The organism is Nonomuraea sp. NPDC049028, assembly GCF_043197735.1.
Taxonomy (GTDB): domain Bacteria; phylum Actinomycetota; class Actinomycetes; order Streptosporangiales; family Streptosporangiaceae; genus Nonomuraea.
Genome location: NZ_JBICTR010000003.1, coordinates 63219 through 86686, shown reverse-complemented (window position 1 = coordinate 86686; position 23468 = coordinate 63219). Strand labels below are relative to the sequence as shown.

General features: G+C 70.0%; 23 protein-coding genes. 13 read left to right on the top strand and 10 right to left on the bottom strand.

Going from position 1 to position 23468, the window contains the following annotated elements:
* On the bottom strand, window positions 1–1155 hold the full coding sequence (locus tag ACGFJ2_RS11400) for an acyl-CoA dehydrogenase family protein (protein WP_357953574.1): 1155 nt from the start codon (window positions 1153–1155) through the stop codon (window positions 1–3).
* 101 nt (window positions 1156–1256) lie between these two features.
* Between ACGFJ2_RS11400 and ACGFJ2_RS11395 the strand changes: the two genes are divergently transcribed.
* Window positions 1257–1868, top strand: coding sequence for a helix-turn-helix domain-containing protein (locus ACGFJ2_RS11395; protein ID WP_357953572.1), 612 nt, complete (start codon window positions 1257–1259; stop codon window positions 1866–1868).
* A gap of 53 nt (window positions 1869–1921) precedes the next feature.
* On the opposite strand, the gene ACGFJ2_RS11390 is transcribed toward ACGFJ2_RS11395, so the two are convergent.
* Window positions 1922–2827, bottom strand: a complete 906-nt coding sequence (locus ACGFJ2_RS11390) for an SDR family oxidoreductase (protein WP_357953571.1) — start codon at window positions 2825–2827, stop codon at window positions 1922–1924.
* Window positions 2828–2897: 70 nt separating this feature from the next.
* Here ACGFJ2_RS11390 and ACGFJ2_RS11385 point away from each other — a divergent pair, with 70 nt between their 5' ends.
* The 3 genes from ACGFJ2_RS11385 to ACGFJ2_RS11375 all read left to right on the top strand — a co-directional run bounded on the left by ACGFJ2_RS11385 (window position 2898) and on the right by ACGFJ2_RS11375 (window position 5970).
* Window positions 2898–4337: an MFS transporter gene (locus tag ACGFJ2_RS11385; RefSeq protein WP_357953569.1), complete on the top strand. Its 1440-nt coding sequence runs from the start codon at window positions 2898–2900 to the stop codon at window positions 4335–4337.
* Between the two features lie 65 nt (window positions 4338–4402).
* The gene (locus ACGFJ2_RS11380; RefSeq protein WP_357953568.1) at window positions 4403–4783 is read left to right on the top strand and encodes a thioesterase family protein; all 381 of its coding nucleotides are present in this window, start codon (window positions 4403–4405) and stop codon (window positions 4781–4783) included.
* Window positions 4780–5970, top strand: coding sequence for an MFS transporter (locus tag ACGFJ2_RS11375; RefSeq protein ID WP_357953566.1), 1191 nt, complete (start codon window positions 4780–4782; stop codon window positions 5968–5970). Before ACGFJ2_RS11380 ends, ACGFJ2_RS11375 begins: the two co-directional genes overlap by 4 nt.
* Here ACGFJ2_RS11375 and ACGFJ2_RS11370 read toward each other — a convergent pair.
* The 4 genes from ACGFJ2_RS11370 to ACGFJ2_RS11355 form a co-directional block, all read right to left on the bottom strand.
* On the bottom strand, window positions 5962–7470 hold the full coding sequence (locus ACGFJ2_RS11370) for a glycoside hydrolase family 13 protein (RefSeq protein ID WP_357953565.1): 1509 nt from the start codon (window positions 7468–7470) through the stop codon (window positions 5962–5964). The genes ACGFJ2_RS11375 and ACGFJ2_RS11370 overlap by 9 nt on opposite strands.
* A gap of 16 nt (window positions 7471–7486) precedes the next feature.
* Window positions 7487–7867 carry a globin gene (locus ACGFJ2_RS11365; protein ID WP_357953563.1) on the bottom strand — a complete coding sequence of 127 codons (381 nt, stop codon included), beginning with the start codon at window positions 7865–7867 and terminating at the stop codon, window positions 7487–7489.
* 9 nt (window positions 7868–7876) lie between these two features.
* Entirely contained in the window at window positions 7877–8806 is a 930-nt protein-coding gene (locus tag ACGFJ2_RS11360) for a mechanosensitive ion channel family protein (RefSeq protein WP_357953561.1), read from the bottom strand.
* A 494-nt stretch (window positions 8807–9300) separates the two neighbouring features.
* Complete coding sequence (locus ACGFJ2_RS11355; RefSeq protein ID WP_357644622.1) at window positions 9301–9585, bottom strand: hypothetical protein; 285 nt, start codon at window positions 9583–9585, stop codon at window positions 9301–9303.
* A gap of 302 nt (window positions 9586–9887) precedes the next feature.
* Here ACGFJ2_RS11355 and ACGFJ2_RS11350 point away from each other — a divergent pair, with 302 nt between their 5' ends.
* The 7 genes from ACGFJ2_RS11350 to ACGFJ2_RS11320 all read left to right on the top strand — a co-directional run bounded on the left by ACGFJ2_RS11350 (window position 9888) and on the right by ACGFJ2_RS11320 (window position 17439).
* Entirely contained in the window at window positions 9888–11414 is a 1527-nt protein-coding gene (locus ACGFJ2_RS11350; RefSeq protein ID WP_393467134.1) for an XRE family transcriptional regulator, read from the top strand.
* A complete protein-coding gene (locus ACGFJ2_RS11345; protein ID WP_357953557.1) occupies window positions 11411–11932 on the top strand; it encodes a GNAT family N-acetyltransferase in 522 nt (173 codons plus the stop codon). The genes ACGFJ2_RS11350 and ACGFJ2_RS11345 overlap by 4 nt, the downstream gene beginning before the upstream one ends.
* Before the next feature lie 227 nt (window positions 11933–12159).
* Window positions 12160–13407 (top strand): DMT family transporter, encoded by a 1248-nt coding sequence (locus tag ACGFJ2_RS11340; protein WP_357953555.1) that lies wholly within the window; start codon window positions 12160–12162, stop codon window positions 13405–13407.
* Window positions 13408–13602: 195 nt separating this feature from the next.
* On the top strand, window positions 13603–15327 hold the full coding sequence (locus ACGFJ2_RS11335; protein WP_357953553.1) for a tetratricopeptide repeat protein: 1725 nt from the start codon (window positions 13603–13605) through the stop codon (window positions 15325–15327).
* A gap of 37 nt (window positions 15328–15364) precedes the next feature.
* On the top strand, window positions 15365–15820 hold the full coding sequence (locus tag ACGFJ2_RS11330) for a hypothetical protein (RefSeq protein ID WP_357953551.1): 456 nt from the start codon (window positions 15365–15367) through the stop codon (window positions 15818–15820).
* Window positions 15821–15891: 71 nt separating this feature from the next.
* Window positions 15892–16674, top strand: a complete 783-nt coding sequence (locus ACGFJ2_RS11325) for a hypothetical protein (protein ID WP_393467129.1) — start codon at window positions 15892–15894, stop codon at window positions 16672–16674.
* A 21-nt stretch (window positions 16675–16695) separates the two neighbouring features.
* Window positions 16696–17439: an MBL fold metallo-hydrolase gene (locus ACGFJ2_RS11320; protein WP_393467126.1), complete on the top strand. Its 744-nt coding sequence runs from the start codon at window positions 16696–16698 to the stop codon at window positions 17437–17439.
* Window positions 17440–17446: 7 nt separating this feature from the next.
* On the opposite strand, the gene ACGFJ2_RS11315 is transcribed toward ACGFJ2_RS11320, so the two are convergent.
* From ACGFJ2_RS11315 to ACGFJ2_RS11305, 3 genes are read right to left on the bottom strand one after another with little or no spacing between them, the layout of a single operon-like run.
* Complete coding sequence (locus ACGFJ2_RS11315) at window positions 17447–17902, bottom strand: NUDIX hydrolase (RefSeq protein WP_393467123.1); 456 nt, start codon at window positions 17900–17902, stop codon at window positions 17447–17449.
* 26 nt (window positions 17903–17928) lie between these two features.
* Entirely contained in the window at window positions 17929–18561 is a 633-nt protein-coding gene (locus ACGFJ2_RS11310) for a DUF47 family protein (RefSeq protein ID WP_357953544.1), read from the bottom strand.
* Complete coding sequence (locus ACGFJ2_RS11305; RefSeq protein ID WP_357953542.1) at window positions 18558–19496, bottom strand: inorganic phosphate transporter; 939 nt, start codon at window positions 19494–19496, stop codon at window positions 18558–18560. The genes ACGFJ2_RS11310 and ACGFJ2_RS11305 overlap by 4 nt, the downstream gene beginning before the upstream one ends.
* A gap of 159 nt (window positions 19497–19655) precedes the next feature.
* Between ACGFJ2_RS11305 and purU the strand changes: the two genes are divergently transcribed.
* The gene (purU, locus tag ACGFJ2_RS11300) at window positions 19656–20507 is read left to right on the top strand and encodes a formyltetrahydrofolate deformylase (RefSeq protein ID WP_357953939.1); all 852 of its coding nucleotides are present in this window, start codon (window positions 19656–19658) and stop codon (window positions 20505–20507) included.
* A gap of 49 nt (window positions 20508–20556) precedes the next feature.
* Here purU and ACGFJ2_RS11295 read toward each other — a convergent pair whose 3' ends face one another.
* Complete coding sequence (locus ACGFJ2_RS11295) at window positions 20557–22620, bottom strand: prolyl oligopeptidase family serine peptidase (RefSeq protein ID WP_357953541.1); 2064 nt, start codon at window positions 22618–22620, stop codon at window positions 20557–20559.
* A 278-nt stretch (window positions 22621–22898) separates the two neighbouring features.
* On the opposite strand from ACGFJ2_RS11295, the gene ACGFJ2_RS11290 reads away from it, so the two are divergent.
* On the top strand, window positions 22899–23408 hold the full coding sequence (locus tag ACGFJ2_RS11290; protein WP_357953539.1) for an HNH endonuclease: 510 nt from the start codon (window positions 22899–22901) through the stop codon (window positions 23406–23408).
* Window positions 23409–23468: the final 60 nt, after the last annotated feature.

The following is a 23468-nucleotide window of genomic DNA, read 5'->3' as shown; positions in this document are numbered from 1 at the left end:
TCACTCCCCAATGGTGCCCAAGCGGGCGTGTCCCTTGATCAGATTGCGGGCGATCGTACGGCGCTGGATCTCGTCGGTGCCCTCGAAGATGCGCAGCAGGCGCAGCTCGCGATACCAGCGTTCGATCGGCAGCTCCTTGGTGTAGCCCATGCCGCCGTGGATCTGCAGCACCCGGTCCACGACCTGGTTGGCCATGACCGCGCCGTTGAGCTTGGCGATCGACGCTGCGTGCCGGGCGTCCAGGCCCTCCTGCACCCGCCAGGCCGCGTACAGGGTCAGCCACTTGGCCGCCTCGATCTCCACCTGCGAGTCGGCGATCATCCACTGGATCGCCTGGTACTCGGAGATCGTCTGCCCCATCGACTTGCGGATCTTGGCGTAGTCGATGGCCATGCCCAGCATGCGCTCGGCCGAGCCGATGGCCCGCGCCGGGATCATGTAGCGGCCCTGGCCGATCCACTGCATGGCCAGCTCAAAGCCCTTGCCCAGCTCGCCGAGGATGTTCTCCTCGGGCACCCGCACGTCCTGGAACACCAGCGACGCCGGACCCCATTCGCCCATGGTCGGGATCGGCTCGGACGTCCAGCCCATGTCGCGGTCGACCAGGAAACAGGTCACGCCGTACGGCTCGGCCACGGCGAACACCATGACGAAGTCGGCCTCGCTGCCGCCGGTGATGAACGTCTTCTCGCCGTTGATGATCCACTCGGCGCCGTCACGGACCGCGCGGGTACGGATGTTGCGCGCGTCGGAACCCGCGCCCGGCTCGGTGATCGCGAAGCAGGAGCGGCGCTCGCCCTCGATCGTCGGGAGCAGGTACCGCGCCTGCTGCTCGGGGGTGCCCGCGTAGAGGATGTTGTCGGCGCTGCCGCCGAACATGAACGGGACGAAGGTCCGGCCCAGCTCCATGACGATGATCGCGGACATGACCGGGCCCAGCGCGGCGCCGCCGTACTCCTCGGGGGTGTTGATCCCCCAGAAGCCCATCTTCCTCGCCCTGGCCCGCAGGTCGCGCAGGACCTCCGGGGCGAGCGCCGGGCGGCCCTCGCGCTCGTTGCGCAGGACCTCCGGCTCCAGCGGCATGATCTCCTTCTCGACGAAGGAGCGCACGGTGTCGCGGATCTGACGCTCCTCGGCGCTGAGCGAGAAGTCCATGACCGCCTCCCCAATTTCTAGAACGTTCCTCTAGGAAGCCAGCCGGGACGCGTTCCTGTCAAGAATCAAATTCTAGAATTCGCCCCGGTACGATAGGACCCATGGCACGGAAGTCGTCGTGGGAGTGGAGCCGTACGGCCCAGACCCGCCAGAGCATGCTGACCGCGGCTCGCGAGGTCTTCAGCGAGCACGGTTTCGCCGAGGCGAACGTCTCCGAGGTCGTGGCCCGCGCCGGCTCCAGCGTCGGCAGCCTCTACCACCACTTCGGCGGCAAGACCGAGCTGTTCCTCGCGCTCTACGAGGACCACCAGGCGGCGCACGAGGAGGCCGCGGCCGCCAGCGTGTCGCGGGCCAAGCAGGCGGGCGTCCACGACCCCGTCGAGCTGCTCATCGCCGGGGCGCGGGCCTACCTCGCGGGCGCGTGGGAGCGGCGCGACCTGGTCCGGCTGTTCATCGACGGCGACGGACCGCCGGGCTTCGAGCTGGTCCGCCGCACCCGGGGCCGGGAGTGGGTACGCCAGAACGCCGTGCTGCTCGGCGCGGGCGCCGACCCGCTCGACCGGTTCACCGTCGCCGCGCTGACCAGCATCATCGGCGAGGCGGCCCGCGAGGTCGCCACCAGCGACACCGAGGACGCCGCCCGCGAGGTGATCGAGGCGGCGATGACGCTGATCCGCCGCCTCGACCCACTCAGGGTCCTGGCAGAGGGCTGATCACCCCGACCACACGCGGCGCACCACGTTCAGCTCTCCCGCCAAGAGATCGGTCAGCTCTCCCGTCCAGGGATCTGGCCGTTGGTCAGCGCGTTGGGCGCGGCCTTGTCGACCAGGGCGGGGATGACCGCGCCCAGCTCGGCCGGGTCCCACCGGCCACCCTTGTCGACGGCCGGACCGGCGTGCCAGCCCTCGGCCACGCTGATCACCCCCGCCCGTACGTTGAACACCCGCCCGGTGACGCCCCTGGCCTCGGCGCTGGACAGCCAGACCACCAGCGGCGCGATGTCGTCGGGGTCGGCGCCCGATGAGCCGGCGCCGGTCGGGACGAGGTTCTCCGTCATACGGGTGAGCGCCGCCGGGGCGATCGCGTTCACGGTCACGCCGTAACGCTCCAGCTCCTTGGCCGCGATGACCGTCAGGCCCGCGATGCCCGCCTTCGCGGCGCCGTAGTTGCCCTGCCCAGGATTGCCGTAGATGCCGGAGGACGAGGTGGTGTTGATGATCCGCGCGTCCACCCGCTCCCCGGCCTTCGCCTTGGCCCGCCAGTAGGCCGCCGCGTGCCGCAGCGGCGCGAACGTCCCGCGCAGGTGCACCCTGATGACCGCGTCCCACTCCTCGGCCGTCATGTTGACCAGCATCCGGTCACGCAGGATGCCCGCGTTGTTGACCAGTACGTGCAGGTCGCCGAAGTGGTCGACGGCCGCCTGGATCAGCCGGGCCGCCCCGTCGAAGTCGGAGACGTCCTCGCCGTTGACGATCGCCTCCCCGCCCAGCGCCTCGATCTCCTCGACCACCGCGGCGGCGGCGTCCGACGAGCCCGTGCCGTCGACCTCCGCGCCCAGGTCGTTGACCACGACCTTCGCGCCCTGCCGGGCGAACTCGAGCGCGTGACCGCGCCCGATGCCCCTGGCCGCGCCCGTGACGATCACCACGCGACCCTCGACGATCCCGCTCATGTCGCACCTCCTTGACTACCTGCCGATGCGAACTAGATTCTAGTATTGAAATCTAGAAAGGACAGGCCCCGTGGTGACGGTAGTCGAGGAACGGGAGCAGGTCCGGTACGCCTGGCGCACCCTGTCGGTGGTGAGCCTGGCCAGCGTCCTCACCGGGCTCGGCGGCAGCGCGATCAACGTCGCCCTGCCCGAGATCGCCAGGAGCACCCACGCCGACGCCACGGCCGCGAGCTGGATCCTGCTCGGCTTCCAGCTGACCAACACCGTGCTCATGGTGGTCTTCGGCCGGTTGGCGGACATGTTCGGGCGGCGCATGCTCTACCTCTGCGGGCTGGGCACCTACACGCTCGCGGCGCTGCTGGCCGGGCTGTCGCCGGACGCCTGGACGATCGTCGCTCTGCGGGTGTTACAGGCCGCCGGCGCCGCCATGCTGATGACCAACAGCGCCGCCCTGGTCACGGACGCCTTCCCCCGCGCGCGGCTCGGCGAGGGGATGGGCGTCTATGTCGCCTCGTTCTCGATCGCCCAGCTCGCCGGGCCCACGCTCGGCGGCTTCCTGGCCGAGCAGCTCGGCTGGCGCTGGGTGTTCTGGTACAACGTGCCGCTCGGGCTGGCCTGCCTGGTGTGGGGCGCGATCGTGCTGCGACGGGTCGAGCCCGCCGGGCGTGATCGCGGTCTCGACCTGCCGGGCAACGTGCTCGTCCTGGTCACCCTGGGCGGGTTGCTGCTGGCGCTGTCGGAGGTGACCAGGCTCGGCTGGGGCCACCCGCTGATCCTCGCCGGGCTGGCCGCCTTCGTACTGGGGTTGCCGCTGTTCGTGGTCAGGGAGCTCAGGGCCGCCCATCCGGTCGTGGACATCGGCCTGTTCGGGGATCGCGGCTTCGCCTTCGGCACGCTGGCGTCGTTCCTCAACTCCGTCGCCCGCGTGGGGCTGGTGTTCCTCGTCGCGCTCTACTTCCAAGCCGTGCGCGGCGACGACCCGGTGCGCGCTGGGCTGAAGGTGCTGCCGCTGGCCGCCGCGGGGATGATCGGCTCGGCGGGCTCGGGCCTGCTGCAGCGCCGAATGAGCCCGCGCACGCTCGCGGTCGCCGGGGCCGCCACGACCACCGCCGGGCTGTCGCTCCTGCTCTGCACGATCTCGTCGAGCGTCCCGTACGCCACCGTCGCGTTCGCGCTGGTGCTCATCGGACTCGGCTCCGGGGTGTTCCTGCCCTCCAACACCACCGCGATCCTGGACGGCCTGCCCTCGAACCGGCTGGGCATCGTCAACGCGATGCGGCTCATGCTCCAGAACACCGGCGTGGTCGTGGGCACCGCGCTGACGCTGTCCATCATCACCGCGCCGCTGCCCGCCGCGCTGCACGACCGGGTCTTCGCCGGCACGCTCTCGCGGGTCTCCGGCCTCGCGGTCGAGCAGCTGGTCACCGGCTACCGATGGGCGCTCGGGTGCACGGTCGCGATCTCGGTCCTGACCGTTCTGGCCTGTACGGCCCGGCGCAAGGCCACCTGACCGGGGCGGGTACGGTGGCCTGCGTGGTTGAACAATCCCTCGCCCAGCGGCATATCTTCCCCCGAATGGTGAGATTTGCGGACATCGACTCACTTGGGCATGTGAACAACGTCCGCTTCTTCGACTATCTGGAGGACGCCCGGCTGGGGATGCTCCACATCGATCCGTACAAGGCGGGTGACGCCCCCTTCAAAGGCCTCGTCGTCTCCCGGCACGAGATCGACTACCTGCGCCCGCTCGGCTTCCGCCCCGAGCCGGTCCGGGTGGAGACCTGGGTGACCGAGATCAGGCCGGTCCGGTTCACGCTGGAGTACGAGATCCGCGACGACGAGGAGCTGTTCGTCCGGGCCACCTCGGTGATCGTCGCCTACGACGTCGAACGTGCCGCGCCCCGCAGGCTCACCTCCGACGAACTCGGCTACCTGCGGCGGTTCATGTCGGCATGAAGCGCTGGCTGATGCTTGGTCTGGGGGTCAACGCGCACGCCTGCGTCACGCTGGGGCTGTTCGGGCTGCCGCTCGTCATGCCGGATATCCAGCGATATTTCGGTGTCTCGCTGCCGGTGGCCGGAGTCATCGGCAACGCTCCCGGTTTCGGCATCCTGCTGTCCCTGGTCGCCTGGGGCATGCTGGCCGACCGGCGGGGCGAGCGGCTGGTGCTCGGCGTCGGCGTCGGGCTGGCCGCCGTACTGTTCGCCGCCCTGGCCTTCGTGACCGAGATCTGGGCGGTGGTCCCGCTGCTCGCCCTGGCCGGGGCCATGGGGTCGGCGGCCATGGTCGGCGGCGGCCGGATCGTGCTGCGCTGGTTCGAGCCGCCGGAGCGCGGCGTCGCGATGGGGCTGCGCCAGGTCTCCTACACCCTCGGCATGGCCGTGGCCGCGTTCGTCCTGCCGCCGATCGCGCGGGCCCACGGGATCTCGGGCGTGTTCATCGTCTGCGCCGGAGTCAGCCTGCTCGCCGCCGTCCTGGCCGCCCTCTTCCTGGCCGAGCCGCCGCACGCGATCTCGGGCGCTCGTACGGCACCGGCCGCCTCGCCGTACCGGCAGCTCGCGCTCTGGCGGGTGCACGCGACCAGCGCGCTGCACGTGGTGCCGCAGATCGTCGTCAGCACGTACGGCGTGGCCTGCCTGGTCGGCGTCTACGGCTGGGACGGCGTACGGGCGGGACAGCTCTTCGGCGTGGCGGCGATCGGCGGCGCGGCGGTGCGTATCGCGGTCGGCCGCTGGTCCGACCGGAGCGGCCTGCGGATGGCGCCGCTGCGGCTGCTGACGTTCGGCTCGCTGGCCGTGCTGGCCCTGCTGGTGCTGGGCGCGGTCACCAAGTCGTGGCTCGGCCCGGCCATGCTGGCGCTGGCCGCGGTGATCACCGTGGCGGGGAACGGGCTCGCCTACCTCTCGGCGGGCGAGCTCGCCGGCCCCGGATGGGCGGGGCGGGTGCTGGGCACCCACAACACCATCCAGAACGTCGTCTCCCTGGCCGTCACGCCGCTGGCCGGGCTGCTGATCACGGCCACGGGCTACTGGGCCGGGTTCGCGGCGGGGCTGGCGTGCGCGCTGATCTCGCTGCCCGTCATCCCCACGCGCGGCGAGCGGCACGCCACCGCGGAACCGGAGGAGGCCCGCCCGTCAGGCTGACGCACGCAGCCAGACGGCGGTGTCGGGCGGCAGCAGGTCGCCGTCGAGCGGCCCGCTGGGCAGCAGGACGCCGTCGTGTGACGGCAGCCGCACCGGCTCGGTGCCGCAGTTGAGTGCGCAGATCAAGGACCCGCGGGTGAAGAAGAGCGCGCCTTCGGGGGAGTCCAGCCACTCCAGCGTGTAGGGCAGCGATCCCACCAGCTCACGGCGGCAGGCCAGGGCCCGGCGGTAGAAGGACAGCGTCGATCCAGGATCGGCGGCCTGGGCCGCCGCGCTGAGTGCCCCGAACGCGGCCGGCTGCGGCAGCCACGGCGCCACCCCGTCGGGCGAGAACCCGTACGACCCGCCGTCGGCCGACCACGGCAGCGGCACCCGGCAGCCGTCGCGGCCGGCCACTTCCCCCTTCGACTGGATGAAGACCGGGTCCTGCCGCGCCTCCGGGGGAAGATCCTTCACCTCAGGGAGGCCAAGTTCCTCCCCCTGGTAGAGATATGCCGACCCGGGGAGGGCCAGCATCGTGAGCAACGCCGCCTTGGCCCGCATCAGACCCGTGCCCGGATCGGCGGTGTCGTAGCGGGTGCGGTGCCGTACGACATCGTGGTTGGACAGCACCCACGTGGCGAACGGGACCGCGGCCAGCGTGTCGTCGATGACCTTCTTGAACGCGGTCGCCGACCACGGCGCCTGCAGCCAGGCGAAGTTGAAGCTCTGCTGCAACTCGTCGGGGCGCACGTAGAGCGCCAGATCCTCGGGGCTGTCCGTCCACACCTCGCCCACCGCCATGCGCTCGCCGGGATAGCCGTCGAGCAGCTTGCGCCAGGACCGATAGACCTCGTGCACCTCCGGCTGGCCCCAGATCGGGGAGACCGACTTGAACGACTGGTCCTGGATGTCGGGCAGCCCCCACGCCTTGTACAGGCCCATCGCCACGTCGATGCGGAACCCGTCGACGCCCCGGTCCAGCCAGAACCGCAGGATGTCGAGGAACTCCCGGTGGATCTCGGGGTTGCGCCAGTTGAAGTCCGGCTGGGCGGGGGCGAACAGATGCAGGTAATACTGCCCGTCCGGCAGCCTCGTCCAGGCCGGGCCGCCGAAGGTGGACTGCCAGTTGTTCGGCTCGGCGCGGAAGAGGTAGCGGTCGCGGTGCTCGCCGCGCAGCGCGGCCTGGAACCAGGGGTGCTCCGAGGAGCTGTGGTTGGGCACCACGTCCACGAGGACCCTCAGCCCGAGCCGGTGCGCGTCGGCGACCAGCGACTCGAAGTCGTCCAGCGTCCCGAACAGCGGGTCGACGCCGCGGTAGTCGGCCACGTCGTAGCCGCCGTCGGCCATCGGCGAGGGATAGAAGGGGGTCAGCCAGATCGCGTCGACCCCGAGCTCCGCCAGGTAGGGCAGCCGCTCACGCACTCCGGCCAGATCGCCGACGCCGTCTCCTGAGGCGTCGGCGAAGCTGCGAACATAGATCTCGTAGACGACGGCATCACGCCACCAGGGGATGTCCATGGGGCGGTCATGCCCGCTATGTCGGAGAGTTCACCATGCTGTGCGCCGCGTAGACCAGGTAGTCCCAGAGCTTGGTCTCCTGCTCCTGCGGCAACTCCAGCGACTCGACCGCGTCGCGCATGTGCCGCAGCCAGGCGTCGCGCTCGGCCTCGCCGATGACGAACGGGTTGTGCCGCATCCGCAGCCGCGGGTGCCCGCGCTCCTGGCTGTAGGTGGTGGGGCCGCCCCAATATTGAATGAGGAACCCCCGCAACCGGTCTTCGGCCCCGGTGAGGTCTTCCTCCGGGTAGAGCGGGAGCAGCAGCGGATCCTGCGCGATCCCCTCATAGAAGCGGTGTACGAGTCGCCGGAAGGTCTCCTCGCCGCCGACGGCCTCGTAAAAGGAGGTTTCAGTCACCGTACAAGCCTATGCGGTGGCGACCATGGGGATGCCCGCGGCGTCGAGCGCGGACTTGACCTGGAGCCTGAGCTCCCGCGCGACCTGCGCCTGCTTGGACGGCAGCGTCTTCGCGGAGATCCGGAACACCACCGAGCTGTCGGACAGCTGCTCCACGCCGAACACGGAGGGCTCCTCCACGATGAGCGTCTCGCGGAAGTCGGTGTCGGCCCAGATCTCCTCGGCCACGTGCTCCAGTATGGCTCTAACGGTGGTGACGTCGGTGTTCCAGGCGACGGGGACGTCGAGGTAGGCCCGCGACCAGCCCTGTGACTCGTTGCCGATGCGGGTGATGGTGCCGTTGCGGATGTACCAGACGCGGCCGTCGGCGTCACGCAGCCTGGTGACGCGCAGGGTGACCGCCTCGACGGTGCCGACCGCGGCGCCCGAGTCGATCACGTCGCCCACGCCGTACTGGTCTTCCAGCAGCATGAACATGCCCGCGATGAAGTCCTTGACCAGCTCCTGCGCGCCGAAGCCGATCGCCACGCCGAGGATGCCGACGCTGGTGAGCAGGGGAGCGATGGGGATCGTCAGCCGGTCGAGCACGGTCAGCACGGCGGTGCCCATGATGACGATCGAGGCGATGTGCTGCAGCACCGAGCCCATCGTCTCGGCGCGTTGCTTGCGGCGCTCGTGGAGCAGGGCGTCGATGCCCTCGGTCGCGGCGCCGGACCTGCGGAACCGGCCGGTGATCGAGCCGCCGGTGGCGGCGCGGCTGACCACCCGGGTGATCAGGCGCTTGGCGATGTTCCGCACGACGAGGGCGAGCACCAGGATCAGGATGACCGTGATGAGCGTGGCGATGAGCGGGGCGAGGAAACCTACAGGCAGCGAGGCTTGCAGGAACCCGCACAGGAACGTGTCCTTCTCACAGGCCGCACCCACATCGCTGATCATCTTCGACGGGTCCAGGGGACTCGGCGGAGGAGTAGTAGGCGTTGCCAGCAGGAACACTGGTTGGGTCCCCTTCCGGAAGCGGTTCGGTCGACGGACTTTTCGAGCGGAACGCTCAAAAAGATACCGCCGACCGAACCGGCCGCAGTCACATCACGCCGGGGAAGACGGGGACATCAGGCCTCTTGGGCCGCGGAGGGCGAGGCCTGACGCTCCGGTGACGTACGGCTCGGCTGGGACACACACCCGGAAGCATGTCCCAAGCCGTTTCCGGGAGGGGTCCCCCGAACACCCTCCAGGCGGACCTGGAGGGCATCTCCTGTGTACGGCTGGCTGGCCGTACAAGCACGAGTCCCGCGAGAAGCGGAACCGGCGGGATGGCCAGAGCCCCTGCCGTGTGCAGGAGACCCTCCGCACCGACCACCCCGCCGGCTCCGAGAAGCCGCCATGGATGCGGTGAGCCGTGGTGGCTGCGCTCCACCCGGACCACCGCGTCATCATTCCCCCACGGCGGCGAGTACGCGTGCGACCTTGGTCGCCGCACCAGCCGGGTCGTCGGCCGTATGCATGCGCTCACCCCAGGACCAGCAGTACCACCAGTCCGGAAGCTCGGCGACCGCAGTGGGCCGGCAGGTGACGCTCTCGGTCAGGCTGGTCGCGTTCGGGTTGATCACCCGGACGAACACCCGCCCGTTCTGGGTCCGAACTACTCGTGCGAGCAACCCGCGAGCGTCGAGTTCTGACACCAAACGCTCCAGGTGCCCGAAGTTGTCGTCCCCCACCTTTCGTCCCTCCCTTGAATCGTTGCTGGTGGGCCAAAGATGACTCAAGTCAACGGACTGCGCAACGCGAGGTTTCTGCTCACGGGGCGCCGGTTCTCACTCATAGGTGATAAGAAACAGTCCGCCGGAGGACGATCCTTAACCGGAACCTCCAAGAAGGCGTTTCCAACCCCTCATCAATGCGCCATAGTCATTGGTAGGCGCAGCGCGACGTTAACGCTACGCTCAGTTAGCAGTTTCGGACCGACGGGACTTGCGTGAGAGGGGCCGGGATGTCCGGCAGGCAGCACAGAGAGACGGAGATGGCGCGGCGGATCCGGGCCAGAGGGCTCGCCACCGGGCGCACCTCCGCTCAGATCGCTGAGGAGATCCACGAGCACTGTGGGCCCCAGTTCGGCACGACCAGGATCAAGGGACATCGCCTCTCGTACGGCATCGCCTTGGCCGACGTCATCGAGCAGGTCAGAGCCCTGTTCGAGCGCGACGGCAAGACTCAGCCCGGCATCGGCGAAACCCTGCTGTCCGCCTACGAGAGCGGGCTCAAGCGGCCGGGCCCCGAATATCTCCACTACCTCTGCACGGTCTACCGGGTCGAGCCGGGCGCGCTCGGTTACGAAGGGCCGTGCATCTGTGGCCACGGCCACCGGATGCCCGGGGTGGTCGCCGCCGACCTCAAGGAGCGACTCCCTGCCGCGAGCCCGCAGCGCGAGCTGTTGATGCCGCCGGAGAAGACGACGCCGGCCCCCTCCGATGAGGAGGACGAGAACATCCTGCGCCGCACGCTGCTGAACATGCTGTCCAACGGCCCCCAGGCAGGCAGGTTCGAGGGCCCGGTGCTGGGCGCCTGCGAGGGCATCAGACGGCGGATGGACGCCATGCTGGTGTCGGCCACCGTCTCTCCCGCCATGCTCGATCAGTGGGAGGAGGCCACGCTGGCCTTCGGGCGCCAATACACCACCACCGCGCCGCTACGGCTGCTGTGCGACGTGCTGCTCGAACTCAGCTCCGTCCACAGCGCCATGTCCTGCCGCCAGCCCATCGACCTGCAGGAGCGCCTGTGCCGCATGGCCGCGCAGCTGTCCGGGCTGAGCGGCATGATCATGATCAACCTCGGCGACCACCGGCTGGCCCGCTCCTTCTTCCGCACCGGCCGCACGGCCGCCGACGAGACCGGCGACCGCGCGCTGCGCGCCTGGGTGACGGCTCGTGAGGCGCTCGTCCCGCTCTACTACGGCGACGCCCGCGAGGCGCTCAACCTGGCCAAGAAGAGCCGCGACCTGGCCGGCCAGACACCGTGCGCCGCGCAGGCGATGGCGCCGGTCGTCGAGGCCCGCGCGCTGGCGATGATCTCGGGCGTCGACAGTAAGAAGGAGGTCGTCGACCAGGCCAAACGCGCTCTGGCGCGGGCCAGGAACGCTTTCTCGCACATGAAATCGCACGAGCGTGAGGACATGGCCTTCGGTTACACCGAACGGCAGCTCTACTTCTACCAGGGCGACGTGCTCACGAAGCTCGGACAGACCCTCGAAGCCGAGGTGGTGCTCGACCAGGCACTCGACAAATACCAAGATCACATCATCGACCAGACGCTGATCAGGCTGGACCGCGCACAGTGCCGCCTGATCGAGGGGGACATCGATGAGGCCATCGCCATGGGCAAGGAGGCGATGCGCCTGCTCGGCCCCGAATACCGCACCGATTTCATCATGCGCCCGGCTGTTGCGCTCGCACAGGCGATCAAGGCGCGCGACGCGAATCATCCCGACCTGGCCGTGTTCCTGGAGGAACTGCGTCCTTCTGAGCTGGCCACCGGGGAAGGGAGTGCATGAAGCTGAAGATCCGACGTTATCGTTGGTCTGACCTCGACACCATCCTCGCCCTGCACCGGATCTGCCTCGCCGAGGTGGGACTGGCGCCGGGCGACGGTGTTTACTACGACGACGACTTCCCTCGCATCCAGGAGCTCTATCTGGCGTGCGGCGGTGACTTCCTCGTCGGCGAGCTCGGCTCGCGGGTCGTGGCCATGGGCGGCCTGAGACCCATCGACTCGCAGACGGCCGAGGTGTGCCGGTTGCGGGTCCATCCGGGCTTCCAGCGGCGCGGGTTCGGCGCCACCATGCTGCGAGCCTTGGAGGAACGGGCGGTGGAGCTGGGATTCCACCACGTCCGCGGAGACACGACCCTCAACCAGGGGGCCGCCCTGGCGCTGTATGAGCGCCACGGCTGGCGGGAGATCGCCCGGCGGCAGGTCGGCGACCTCGTCGTCGTCTATGGCGAGAAGAGCCTGGTGCCGGAGGAGGGTGACCGCCGGCGGGTCGTCGAGTCGGCCGACGCGCTCGAATCGTAGTGCCATAACCCTGTGCCTGCCCGGGCCGAAGTGCGCGGGCAGGCACACTCCGTAGTCGCGAGGTCGGTCCGGGCGAGCGGATGTGACGGAAATGGTGCTCTGGGGACTCCTGCGGATAGGGATGTACGTACCCGCGGGTGAGGCTCGTTCCTCTCGGTGGTAGAGGAACATCTCCGGCTGCTGCCTGTACACCGATGGCTGCTGATTGTAGTGAGATGCTTTTTTGCATGGCCGTTGTGCCCGCTCCCCGGCCCCTCCTGGGAGCCGTGCTCCTGTTGTTCGTCAGCGCCGCCTGGGGGTCGGCGTTCCCGCTGATGAAAGATCTCATCCTCCGGTTACCCGTCGAGGATCTGCTCGCCGAGCGATATCTCCTCGCGGCGCTCACCCTCCTCCTGCTCCGGCCGCGCTGCCTCCGGCGCCTGCCGCGGGGGACCTGGGTCAACGGGGTCATCCTGGGGGTCATGTTCGGTGTCGGGCAGTGCGCCCAGGCCATCGCGCTCGACAGTCTCCCGTCGGCTGTCTCGGGGTTCGCCGTCGGGTGCAACGTGGTCATCACCCCGATCCTGGCCCTGGTGGTGTTCCGGGCCAAAGTGCTCCGCCGGGTCTGGGTGGGCGTGGGACTCGCCTTGGCCGGCATGACCGTATTCACGTTGATGCGCGGCACGGAGGACCGGGAGATCTCCTTGCTCGCGCTCGGGGTGACGCTCGGTGCCGCCGCTCTCTACTCCGGCCACACGCTGTTCCTCTCGCGGCTCTCTGGCGGCGAGAAGGTCTTCGACGCCTACGCGCTCACCGTCATCCAGCTCGCCACGATCGGCGCCATGGCCGGCGTGCTGGCCGTGCGCGACGGGTTCGCGCTGCCGGCCACCCTGCCCGACTGGGGGATACTCGCCCACCTCTCCGTCGTCTCGTGCGCTCTGGGCTTCCTGGCCCGCTCGTACGGCCAGGCGCACGTGCCGGCCATCCCCAGTGCCGTGCTGATGTCGTCCCAGCCACTGTGGGTGACGGCGATCGCGGTGATCTGGTTCCACGAGCAGGTGGGCCTGAGCATGGTCGTGGGCGGCGGGCTGATGGCGGCCGCGATGCTGCTGGCCGTGCCCGGCAGGGGCTCGCCGCGAGAGGTGGGCGACCGGGCCCTGGTCATCGTGACCAGGAGGGCCAGGAGGGTGCTGGCCGACCTGAAGATCAAGCGGGACGATCCGCTGAAGCTGGAGCGGCGCGCCGTGGCGTACCCCGCCAAGACCGCCTGCGCGCGCCCCGAGGCGTGCCCGTGGAACGACGGCTCGCACAAGGGGGCGAGGGAGCCCAGTCTCGATCGGTTGATGGAGCAGGCCACCAACATCGTCCGAGCGAAGAACCTTTCTCACGACGGTTGTCCGTCGGATGGTCTCGTCGGCCGTTGTTTGTGCGCGTTGGTCGAGGAATCTGGACAGAAGAGGTCGGTGTCAATCTCCCGCTGGTTTCGGTCCCAATAGGCCACTAATCGCAGTCAAAAAACCAGGGGTTCTTATTGATTGACCGCTCACTTATTCGCCAGAAATCTTGATATTCGCTGAGGTGTCCGATAATGGTGAGTAAACCCAAAGTGAGAGGTTCATCATGAAGCGCATCGCCGTCCGCAAGCCTGGCACCGCGAGGCTCGCCGGGACCTCCAGCGTCATACATAAGGGGTGATCGAGGGGAGATCCCATCTCAGGGCTCAGGGGGCCCCGCCCGACCGATGGGAGGCCGTACACCTGCTGATGCCGGTGATCGACGGGCACAGACGGCCCCTGGGCCCCTACACCGTCGGATCCGCGCTGCTGCACCACCTGGTCCCCGCCGCCTTGGACAGCTCCAAGGAGCTCGTGGCGGCCCATGACATCGAGATCCGAGCAGTGGCACCCGGTCTGTGTGACCGGGTGCCCCTCCGCAGGATGGCCCTGGACGCGGGGCTGTCCGAGGACGAGCGCATTCTGGTGCCCGCGCCGCGCCGCTCACTGCGGCTGGCCAACGGGATCGCGGAGTTCGTCCGCGCGGTGGTGCCGCCCGGCCGCACGCTGGCCGTGTGCAACGCCGACGCGGCCGATCCCACCGACGCCGAACTGCTCGACGTGCTGATGCGCAGGATCCCGCCGGACATCCTGACGATCATGGTCTACTCCGGCGGGCCGGAGCCTCCCGAGGATTCGCGCGATGCCGAGGAGCTGTGGGAGCTCGTCGACCGCTGCACGAGGGAAGGCTTCCTGCACGCGCTGGTCGAGCTCGGCCAGCTCGGTCTCGCGCGCACCGAGCCCGGCAGCCACCAATGGTGGCTCTTCGCGCAGCGCACCGCGACCGCGCTCGGCGCGCTCGGCCAGACGCTCGAGGCCCGCGTGCTGTGGGAGGCCGCCCGCCGCTCCAGCCAGGATCCGGCCGTCCACTCCGCCAGCGCGTACGGCACCGCCATGCTCGACGCCCGCCACCACGACGCCGCCCAGCGCGACCTGGGCCGGGCCACGGGCTGGATCAACCAGGCGATAGCCATCTCCAGCCTGCTGCCCGACCCCATGGAACGCGCCTTCAAACTCGGCTTCGACCGCAACGGGCTCGCGCTGATCGAGCTGCGCCAGGGCCGTCCCGAGGCCGCGCTCGCCCTGGTGGACTCGGCCCTCGACCTGGCCCGTGAGCTGGGTGAGCGGCACCCGGTGCACCGGATGGTGCTGCTGGCCAACCGCGCCCAGCTGCTGGCCTCGCTCGGGCGGGTCAAGGAGGCGCTGGAGGAGTACGGGGCGGCCATCGCGATCGACCCGATGTTCCCCGACTACTACCTCGACCGCGGCAACCTGCTCTTCCGGCTCGGGCGGCACGGGGAGGCGCTGGCCGACTACGAGTGGGCGATGCGGGCCGGGCCGCCGCTGCCCGAGGCGTACTACAACCGGGCCGAACTGCGCGTCGTACGCGACGATCTCGACGGCGCCCTCGCGGACCTCGGCCGGGTGATCGAGCTGGACCCGGACTACCTCGACGCCTACATCAACCGGGCGGGCCTGCTGGCCATGCTGGAGCGGGACGAGGAGGCCAGGACCGACGTGACGATCGGGCTCGGCCAGTCGCCGGGCAACCCGTACCTGCTGGTCGTGCTGGGCCAGCTGGATACCGCGGCCGGTCGGCTGGGCGAGGCCCGCCGGGCGCTGGACCTGGCGGTCGGCGCGGCGCCCGAGCTGGCGTCGGCCTGGGGCAACCGCGGCGTGCTGCGGTACGAGTCGGGGGACTGGGCGGGCGCGCTGGCCGACCTGACGCAGGCCATCACGCTCGAACCCCAGCAGCCGACCCTCTACGACAACCGCGCCGTGGTCCATCGCGCCCTCGGCCACCCGGCCGAGGCGGCGGCCGACGACGAGCGGGCGGCCCGTCTCCGGTCGGCCAGCCTGTAGAGGCATCGGCCAGTATGCATCGGCCAGTATGGAGGACATGTCGAAGCAACGGGCGGCCAGGGCGGCGGCGGTCTACGCGGCCCTGGGCGTTCTCTGGTGGGCCACCGCCCGCATCGGATGGACGGCCGTCGGCTGTGAGGCGTGGAACTGCTTGCCTCCGGCGCTCGGCACTCTCCTGGTGATCACCGTGGGCACGTTCGCCCTGTCGGCCGTGGTGCTCAACCGGGTGGAGGTACGCCCGGGGTTTCGCGTGGCCTGGGTGACGGCCGCCATGCTGATGGTTTTGAGGGTGGCGGGTGAGGTGCTTCCGTCCTCGTCGTCCAGGTTCGCCCACGTGGTGATGTCGGGGGTGGCGTTCGCGATGGCGGGTGCCGTGGCGGCCTTCGCGACGGACACGGAGGTCGCCAAGGGGAGGCGGCTGCTCGTGTCGCTCGGCGTCCCGGCTCTGGTGCTCGTCGCGATCGTGGTGGCCTGGTGGTGGCGCGGCCCTTGATCCGGCGACCCGCCGGACGCGGAGTGGCACGAAGGGCGCTGGCAGAGCCCTCCTACGGCTACGGTGGACCCGTGGCCTTCGACGAGCAGTTGCGCGACCTCCAGGAAGGAGCCAGCGCTCAGGCGGCGGGCATCAGGCGTGGCTACGGTGGCCCGCCCGCCCGCGCGGTGAGCGTCCGCTCCGGCCTGGCCCGGCTGCGCTGCGCCTCGCTGCTCAAGCCGCTGTACGCGTGGGTGGCGGCCGCGCACATCCCCGACGCCGAGCGCTGGCGCCGGCACGCCGAGCCGGCGGTGGTCGTCTCGTCCAACGCCGACACGCTCAACCTCTGGCTCGCGGTCGGGCCACGGGTCATCCTGGACGACATCTATCAGCGCACGGGCGTCGTCTGGGCGCCGCCCAACGGGGATCCGTCGCGCTTCGGCTCGGTAGAGGTGGCGGCCGACGAGGTCGCCACCGCCTACGCGGCGCTCGCCCAGACCGCCGCCGCCGGCGACCCGGTGGCGGGCACGGTCCTCGACTGGATGCGCCAGGTCTCGGGCCAGCAGGCGTTCGGCACCCGCGAGGCGCTCAGCTCGCCGGAGGCCGGGATCAAGTGCGGCTGGTACGGCGCGCCGGACGAGAGCTGCCTGCGCACACATGCCGTGGCCGTGCTCCCCAGGGGCGGCACCCGGGCGACGGTCGTGGTGGGGATGACGGCGCAGCCCTACACCGACCCGGGGGAGCGGGAGGTCTACCAGACTCGGGTGAACGAAGGGCGGCCGGTGGAGGGCGAGCACGAGAAGGTGGCGGGCGAGCTGCTGCGCGGGCTGATGCTGGCCACGCTGACGGAGCTGGGCCACCGTTATCCATCCTGATCCCGCTATATTTCCCTGTTCATGGTGAGAATCACGGTGCTGGGCGGCTGCGGGGCATGGCCGGCGGCCGGGCAGGCGTGCAGCGGCTATCTGGTCGAGCACGACGGGTTCCGGGTGCTGATCGATCCCGGTTACGCCATCCTGCCCAGGCTGCTGATGTCGACGGCCGCCGAGGAGGTCGACGCGGTGCTGGTCACGCATGGCCACCCCGACCACTGCGCCGACCTGAACCCTCTCCTCCGGGCCCGCGCCCTGGGTGACGCGCCGCCGGCCGCGCTGCCGGTGTACGCGCCGCCTGAGGCCCTCACCGCCGTGCTCGCGCTGGACAAGGCCCGCATGCTGGCCGGCAGTTTCGAGTCGTACGACCTGGCTCCCGGCAGGCCGTACGAGATCGGGCCCTTCCGCCTGGACACCTGGTCGCTCCCGCACCATGTGCCCAACGCGGGACTCCGGCTGACCGGCGGCGGCCGGGTGGTCGCGTACACGGGAGACACCGGGCCCGCCCCCGAGCTGGCCGAGCTGGCCCGGGACGCCGACGTGCTGCTGGCCGAGGCGACCTATCCCGAACAGGTGCCCGACGAGGACGCGCCCTACCTGTCGAGTGCCCTCGACGCGGGTCGTACGGCGGCTCGTGCCGGTGTGGCCCGGCTGGTGCTCACCCACCTGTGGCCGGACAGCCCGCCCGAGCCCGCGCTGGCGGCGGCTGCCCGGACATATGACGGCGAGCTGGCCGTGGCCACGGGTGGCCTCACACAGGACTTGTGACCGTCCGTCAGGCCGGTCCCGTCAGCTTGGCGATCACCTCGGCCAGTTCGGGCGGCTCGACGCCGTGCGGCAGCTCGTCGGCGGCGAACCACCGGTAGCCGAGGTAGGCCCGAGCCTCCTCGTCCGTGAGCTCACCCGGGTCCACCTCGGGGGCTTTCCCGGGGAAGCGGGCCAGGTAGAACGGCTCGGTCTTCACGTACCGCACACCGAGCCAGGTGAAGTCCCGATGGACGGGCACCCACTGATCACGCACCGCCGACCCCGGGAGGCCGGTCTCCTCGGTCAGCTCCCGGGCGGCCGCCTCCAGGGGCGTCTCGCCGGGGTCGATCCCGCCACCCGGCGGCTCCCAGATCGCCTCGCCACTGACGTGGTCATGCCATCGCACGAGCAGCACCCGGCCCTCGGCGTCCACGCAGACCACCCGCGCGGCCGGACGGTCACTGCCGATCTGGTGGGACTCCACGCGGCCTCCTCACGCACGTACCGCGGTCAGCGTTTCATGGAACCGTCGGCGATGGCGTCGGCGGCCTCGCCGATGGCCATGCCGACGATCTCCAGGCGGCGCACCAGCTCACGTTGCTTCATCGCATCGGACGTCAGCTCGCCCGAGAAGATGCGGGCGATCTCGTACTGGTACATGCGCCTGATGGACCGGCCCGTCTTCTTCGCCTCCAGCGCGTCATGGAGCACGGCCGCGGGGCGGGCGGCGAGGTCGCGGACGGCGTTCTCCAGGGCGTCGATGCCCTCGATGACCTGGTCGAGCAGCGGCGCGAAGCGGAGCTGGTCCGGCACCCGATACAGGTGCGACTCGCGCACGAAGTCGCGCAGCGAGTCCAGGACGTCGTCGATCGAGCGGGAGAGTCGGTAGAGGTCCTCCCGGTCGATCGGGGTGACCAGGGCCGACTTGAGCTCCTCCACCAGGGTGCGCCGCTCCTGGTCGCCGAGGTGCTCGATCACCCGCATCTTCTCGTGCGCGCCCGTCCTGCCCACCTCCCCGCCGATCATGGCCATCGCCAGCCAGGCGCCCTCCTTGGTCGCCGCCAGCTGACCGAGCAGGGCCTCGGTGAGCGCGCTGTCCATGCGGCCCGACAGCAGCGCCTGGGCTCTTCGCAACCGCTTCATGCCGTCACCCCCCTCACCGCGTACGACGCGAGCGCGGCCACCAGCGCGCTCATCGGAAGCGTCAGCACCCAGGCGACGACGATCTTGACGGCGGCGTGCCAGCGAACCCGGCCGGCACCCTGTGCCACCCCGGCGCCGATCAGCCCGCCGGCGATGGCCTGGGTCATGCTCACCGGCATACCCAGGGCCGAGCTGCCGATCACCGCGAGGCCCGAGGCCAGTTCGGCCGTCACGCCGTGCAGGGGGCGGAAGACGATGAGCTCCCGGCCCAGCGTGCGTCCGGCCTTGGGCAGGCCGTACACGGTGCCGAACCCGAACAGCACCGCCACCAGCGAGGTGTAAGGGAGCGGCGCGTTCGAGAAGCTTCCCGCGACCATCAGGACGGCCAGCACCTTCTGGCCGTCGTTGGCCGAGTAGGCGACGGTCTGCAGCAGGAAGCCCGCCCAGTGCCAGCGTGGGAGCCCCTTGATGGTCGTCACCAGGAGCAGCAGCCGGATCACCAGCCAGCCCAGCAGCCCGCCCACGACGGGCGCGGCCAGGGCGAAGGCCAGCACCTGGGCGACCGACCCGGCCGAGACCGGCAGCCCCCAGCCCAGACCGGCCCCGGTGAGGCCGCCGACGACGGCCAGGGTGAGGCTGGTCGGCAGGCCCTTCGCGCTCAGCGCCATGACCACGCTCAGCGCGGCGACCACCGCGATCGACATCGCGATCTTCGCGCCCGGCCCCTGGAACGTGGCCAGCCGGGTCACGAACGTCCGCGCGACCTGATGGGTCACCAGCGGCACCAACGCCATCAGCACCACCAGGGTGAGGGTGCCGACCGCCGGCCGGATCGCGGGCAGTTTGAGCCCGGTCGCGAGCAGGGCGCCGCCGTCGTTCATCCCGGACACGAACGCGAACACACAGGCGATCGCGATCAGTACGGAAGCTTCCAAAGGCGGGCACTCCATCCCGTTTGGGTCGGTCTAGCGGGTGAGGCGCTCCGCATGCGCTGCCCCTCGGCCGGACGGCGATGTGGAGTCCGCCGCTGAGAGGTAGTCTGCCCAGGTCAACCGGAAGCCACCCCGTGATCTTCTGTCCGTGAGAGTGAAATGATGAGCTCTGCCGAATACATCCTGACCTTGTCCTGTCCCGACCGGCCCGGTGTCGTGGCCGCGGTATCGGGGCTGCTGGCCGGGCACGGGTGCAACATCATCGAGAGCCAGCAGTTCGGGGACCGGGAGGCGCAGCGGTTCTTCATGCGGGTCCAGTTCGCGGCGCCGCTGCCGGAGGACGAGCTACGTGCGGCCTTCGCCGCTCTGGCTCCGGAGTTCGGCATGGAGATCAAGCTGCGCGACGTGGCCAGGAAGCCGCGGGTGCTGATCATGGTCAGCAAGTTCGACCACTGCCTCAACGATCTGCTCTACCGGGTGCGCGCCAAGGCCCTGGACATCGAGATCGTCGCCGTCGCGTCCAACCACCCCGACCTGCGGCCCCTGACGCAGTCGTACGGCATCGACTACCACCACCTGCCCGTCACCCCCGAGACCAAGGCCCGGCAGGAGGCGGAGGTGCTGGCGCTGGTCGAGCACTACCAGGTGGAGCTGGTGGTGCTGGCGCGCTACATGCAGGTGCTGTCGGAGGACCTCTGCGAGAAGCTGGCGGGGCGGGCGATCAACATCCACCACTCGTTCCTGCCGTCGTTCAAGGGCGCCCGGCCCTACCACCAGGCGCATGATCGGGGCGTCAAGCTGATCGGCGCGACGGCGCACTATGTCACGTCCAACCTGGACGAGGGGCCGATCATCGAGCAGGAGGTGGCCCGGGTGAACCACAGTCACTCCCCGGCGGACCTGGTGGCGATCGGGCGGGACGTGGAGTGCGTGGCACTGGCCAGGGCCGTCAAGTGGCACGCCGAGCAGCGGGTGCTGCTCGACGGCCACCGGACGGTCATCTTCCCCCGCTGACGCTCCTGTTCTCGGCTATTGGCCTGTCTCGGCTACAGGCCTGTCTCGGCTACAGGCCGGTGTGCCGGGCCAGGAACGTCAGCGTGTCAGCCGACAGATCGACCGACCTGCTGATCGAACGGGCGCCATGGCCCACCTCGGTCTCGTTGCGCAGCACGATCGGCCCCTCACCCGTGGAGGCGTGCTGCAGCGCCGCGCACATCTTCCACGCGTGCAGCGGGTGCACGCGAGTGTCCGACTGGAAGACCGTGAACAGCGTCGCGGGGTACGCCACCCCCTCGCGGACCTGGTGATACGGCGAGTAGGCCGACAACCAGCCGAACCCCTCGGGGTCGGCGGCCGAGCCGTACTCGACGTTCCAGGTCGCGCCCAGCCCGAACTGCTCGTAACGGATCATGTCCAGCAGCGGCGCGGAGCAGGCGACGGCCGCGTACAGCTCGGGACGCTGCGTCAGCGCCGCGCCCACCAGTAGCCCGCCGTTGGAGCCGCCGGAGATGGCCAGCTGCTCGGAGGTCGTCACGCCGGTCGCGATGAGATGCTCGGCCGCGGCGTGGAAGTCGTCGAAGACGTTCTGCTTGTTGCCGAGCATGCCGGCGCGGTGCCAGTCCTCGCCCTCCTCGCCGCCGCCGCGCAGGTTGGCGATCACGTAGACGCCGCCCGCCTCCACCCAGGCGAGCACCGAGGCGGAGTAGCCGGGGGTCATGGACAGCCCGAAGCCGCCGTAGCCGTACAGGATGGTCGGGCGCGGCCCGTCGCCGTCGACCGGCGAGATGACCAGCATGCGGACGTCGGTGCCGTCCTTGGACTGATAGACGACCTGGGAGGTACGCACCGGCGGCACGTCCACCACGCCCGGTGAGGCGGCCCAGAGCGTGGTCTCGCCGGTCCTGGCGTCGTAGCGCTGGATGGTCGGCGGGGTGGTGTTGTCGGTGTAGCCGAACCACGCCTCGTGGCCGCCTTCGGGACGCTCGGCGATGCCGCCGATCGAGCCGAGGCCGGGGGTCGGCACCTCGCCGATCCGCTCGCCGGTGGCCAGGTCGTGCACCGTGATCTCGCTGATCGCGTGGCGGGTCCAGCTCACCAGCATGACCGGGCGTTCGAGGTCGTCGAGGATCGCGAAGTCGGCCAGCACCGCTTCGGAGTCCTCCGGGATCAGGTCGCGCCAGTTGTCGAAGCCGGGCGTCTCCGGGTCGGTGACGCAGATCCGGACGCGCGGCGCGTCGCGGTCGGTGTGGATGTACAGCCTGCCGTCGCGGCCGAACGAGAACCCCGTCTGGGCGTCCACGCCCTCCTGCACGACCTGGAGGTCGGGGCTGTCGGGTGAGGAGGCGGTCAGGTCGGCCACCCACAGGTCGTTGCGCGGCGCCGTGCCCTCACTGGCGGAGATCTGGAGCCAGCGGCCGTCACGCGAGACCGAGACGCCGTAGTAGTTGGTCATCTTCAGGCCCTCGCCGAAGATCATCACGTCGTCCTCGGTGGACGTGCCGACGCGGTGCAGGTAGACGCGGCGGTGGAACTGCGACTCGCTCTCCGGCAGCTCCGTGCTCGGCAGCCGGCGTACGTAGTAGAACGCCTCGCCGCCGGGCAGCCACGCGATGGGGGAGTAGCGGCACCGGTCGATCGGGCCCTCGACGCGGGCACCGGTGGCCACGTCCATGACGTAGAGGACCGACTCCTCGTTGCCGCCCACCGAGATCTGGTAGGCGAGCAGGCGGCCCTCCTTGTCGGGCTGGACGGCGTCGAGCGTGGTCAGGCCCGACGGGTCGATGGCCATGGGGTCGATCAGGACCCGCTCGGTGCCGCCGGACTCGTCGTTTTCCGCGACGTAGTAGACCGCGTGCTCCTGGTCCGGCGTACGGCGGCTGAAGAAGTGGCGGTCGCCGCGCCACGCGGGCACCCCCACGGAGCCCGACCTGAGCAGCTCGGCGATGCGGTCCCCGAACCGCTGCGGCTTGCTCTGCCGCTTGAACAGGTCGGCCTGCGCGAGCAGCCATCCCTGCGTCTCCGGGCTGTCGGGATCCTCAAGCCAGCGATAGGGGTCCGCGACGGGAGTGTCGTGCAAAATCTCGGCGCTTTCCTCGCGGCGTGCTGTGGGGTAGGGCTCTCGCGTCATGCCCGAACCTTACTGCCAAGCAGGGCGCGTAAAGCCCTGGTGAAGTGGGCATAAAACGTACCGTGCGTCCCTCTGGTCATTCCGGCTGGGGGTTATGGGGTGGCGGGGACCACGCGGTAAACGTCAGACTTGGTGACAGGACGGTGCCGTGGTGACCATCCGCTGGACCGTCCGGCGGAGGTCCACGTGACGGAAGCACCAGTGCCCCAGGAGGGGCCGACAGCCGGGACATGCCACGGCATGTCCCCCTTGATACCCATGCAGCAGGGAGAGGCCCGATGACGCGCCAAGTCCTGCTGCTCAACGCTACTTACGAGCCACTCACCACTCTGTCGCTGCACCGAGCCATCGTGCTCGTGCTGCGGGAGAAGGCCGATATCGTCCACCGTGACGGCGGGGGCGCGGTCCTGCGCTCCGCGACGTGCACGCTGGAGGTGCCCTCGGTGGTCCGGCTGCGCAGATACGTCCGTATTCCCTACCGGTCTCGCATCCCCCTGACCAGGGCCGCGCTCATGCGGCGCGATGATTACCGCTGTGCCTACTGCGGCCTGCGGGCCGAGACCATCGACCATGTCGTCCCCCGGTCCAGGGGCGGCCCCCACACCTGGGAGAACTGCGTCGCCTCGTGCACGCCGTGCAACCACAGGAAGGCCGACAAGTTCCTGGAGGAGCTGGGGTGGACGCTGCGCGTCGCCCCGGCGGTGCCACGGGGCGCTCACTGGCGGCTCATCGGCGCCTCGCTCGTCGGCGATCCCCAATGGGCGCCCTACCTGGAAGCGGCTGCTTGACCTTCGGGCCCGGATCCCTGGGATCCGGGCCTGCAATGTCTTTGTCGTGCTTCACGGCTC

Bases quoted from the DNA above. Each gene is read 5' to 3' on its own strand.
- ACGFJ2_RS11345 (WP_357953557.1), top strand. From the start codon at position 11,411: ATGAAGCTGAAGATCCGACGTTATCGTTGGTCTGACCTCGACACCATC.
- ACGFJ2_RS11330 (WP_357953551.1), top strand. From the start codon at position 15,365: ATGTCGAAGCAACGGGCGGCCAGGGCGGCGGCGGTCTACGCGGCCCTG.
- ACGFJ2_RS11370 (WP_357953565.1), bottom strand. From the start codon at position 7,470: ATGGACATCCCCTGGTGGCGTGATGCCGTCGTCTACGAGATCTATGTT.
- ACGFJ2_RS11290 (WP_357953539.1), top strand. From the start codon at position 22,899: ATGACGCGCCAAGTCCTGCTGCTCAACGCTACTTACGAGCCACTCACC.
- ACGFJ2_RS11390 (WP_357953571.1), bottom strand. From the start codon at position 2,827: ATGAGCGGGATCGTCGAGGGTCGCGTGGTGATCGTCACGGGCGCGGCC.
- purU (WP_357953939.1), top strand. From the start codon at position 19,656: ATGAGCTCTGCCGAATACATCCTGACCTTGTCCTGTCCCGACCGGCCC.
- ACGFJ2_RS11380 (WP_357953568.1), top strand. From the start codon at position 4,403: ATGGTGAGATTTGCGGACATCGACTCACTTGGGCATGTGAACAACGTC.
- ACGFJ2_RS11395 (WP_357953572.1), top strand. From the start codon at position 1,257: ATGGCACGGAAGTCGTCGTGGGAGTGGAGCCGTACGGCCCAGACCCGC.
- ACGFJ2_RS11340 (WP_357953555.1), top strand. From the start codon at position 12,160: ATGGCCGTTGTGCCCGCTCCCCGGCCCCTCCTGGGAGCCGTGCTCCTG.
- ACGFJ2_RS11295 (WP_357953541.1), bottom strand. From the start codon at position 22,620: ATGACGCGAGAGCCCTACCCCACAGCACGCCGCGAGGAAAGCGCCGAG.
- ACGFJ2_RS11350 (WP_393467134.1), top strand. From the start codon at position 9,888: ATGGCGCGGCGGATCCGGGCCAGAGGGCTCGCCACCGGGCGCACCTCC.
- ACGFJ2_RS11360 (WP_357953561.1), bottom strand. From the start codon at position 8,806: ATGATCAGCGATGTGGGTGCGGCCTGTGAGAAGGACACGTTCCTGTGC.
- ACGFJ2_RS11400 (WP_357953574.1), bottom strand. From the start codon at position 1,155: ATGGACTTCTCGCTCAGCGCCGAGGAGCGTCAGATCCGCGACACCGTG.
- ACGFJ2_RS11320 (WP_393467126.1), top strand. From the start codon at position 16,696: ATGGTGAGAATCACGGTGCTGGGCGGCTGCGGGGCATGGCCGGCGGCC.
- ACGFJ2_RS11375 (WP_357953566.1), top strand. From the start codon at position 4,780: ATGAAGCGCTGGCTGATGCTTGGTCTGGGGGTCAACGCGCACGCCTGC.
- ACGFJ2_RS11310 (WP_357953544.1), bottom strand. From the start codon at position 18,561: ATGAAGCGGTTGCGAAGAGCCCAGGCGCTGCTGTCGGGCCGCATGGAC.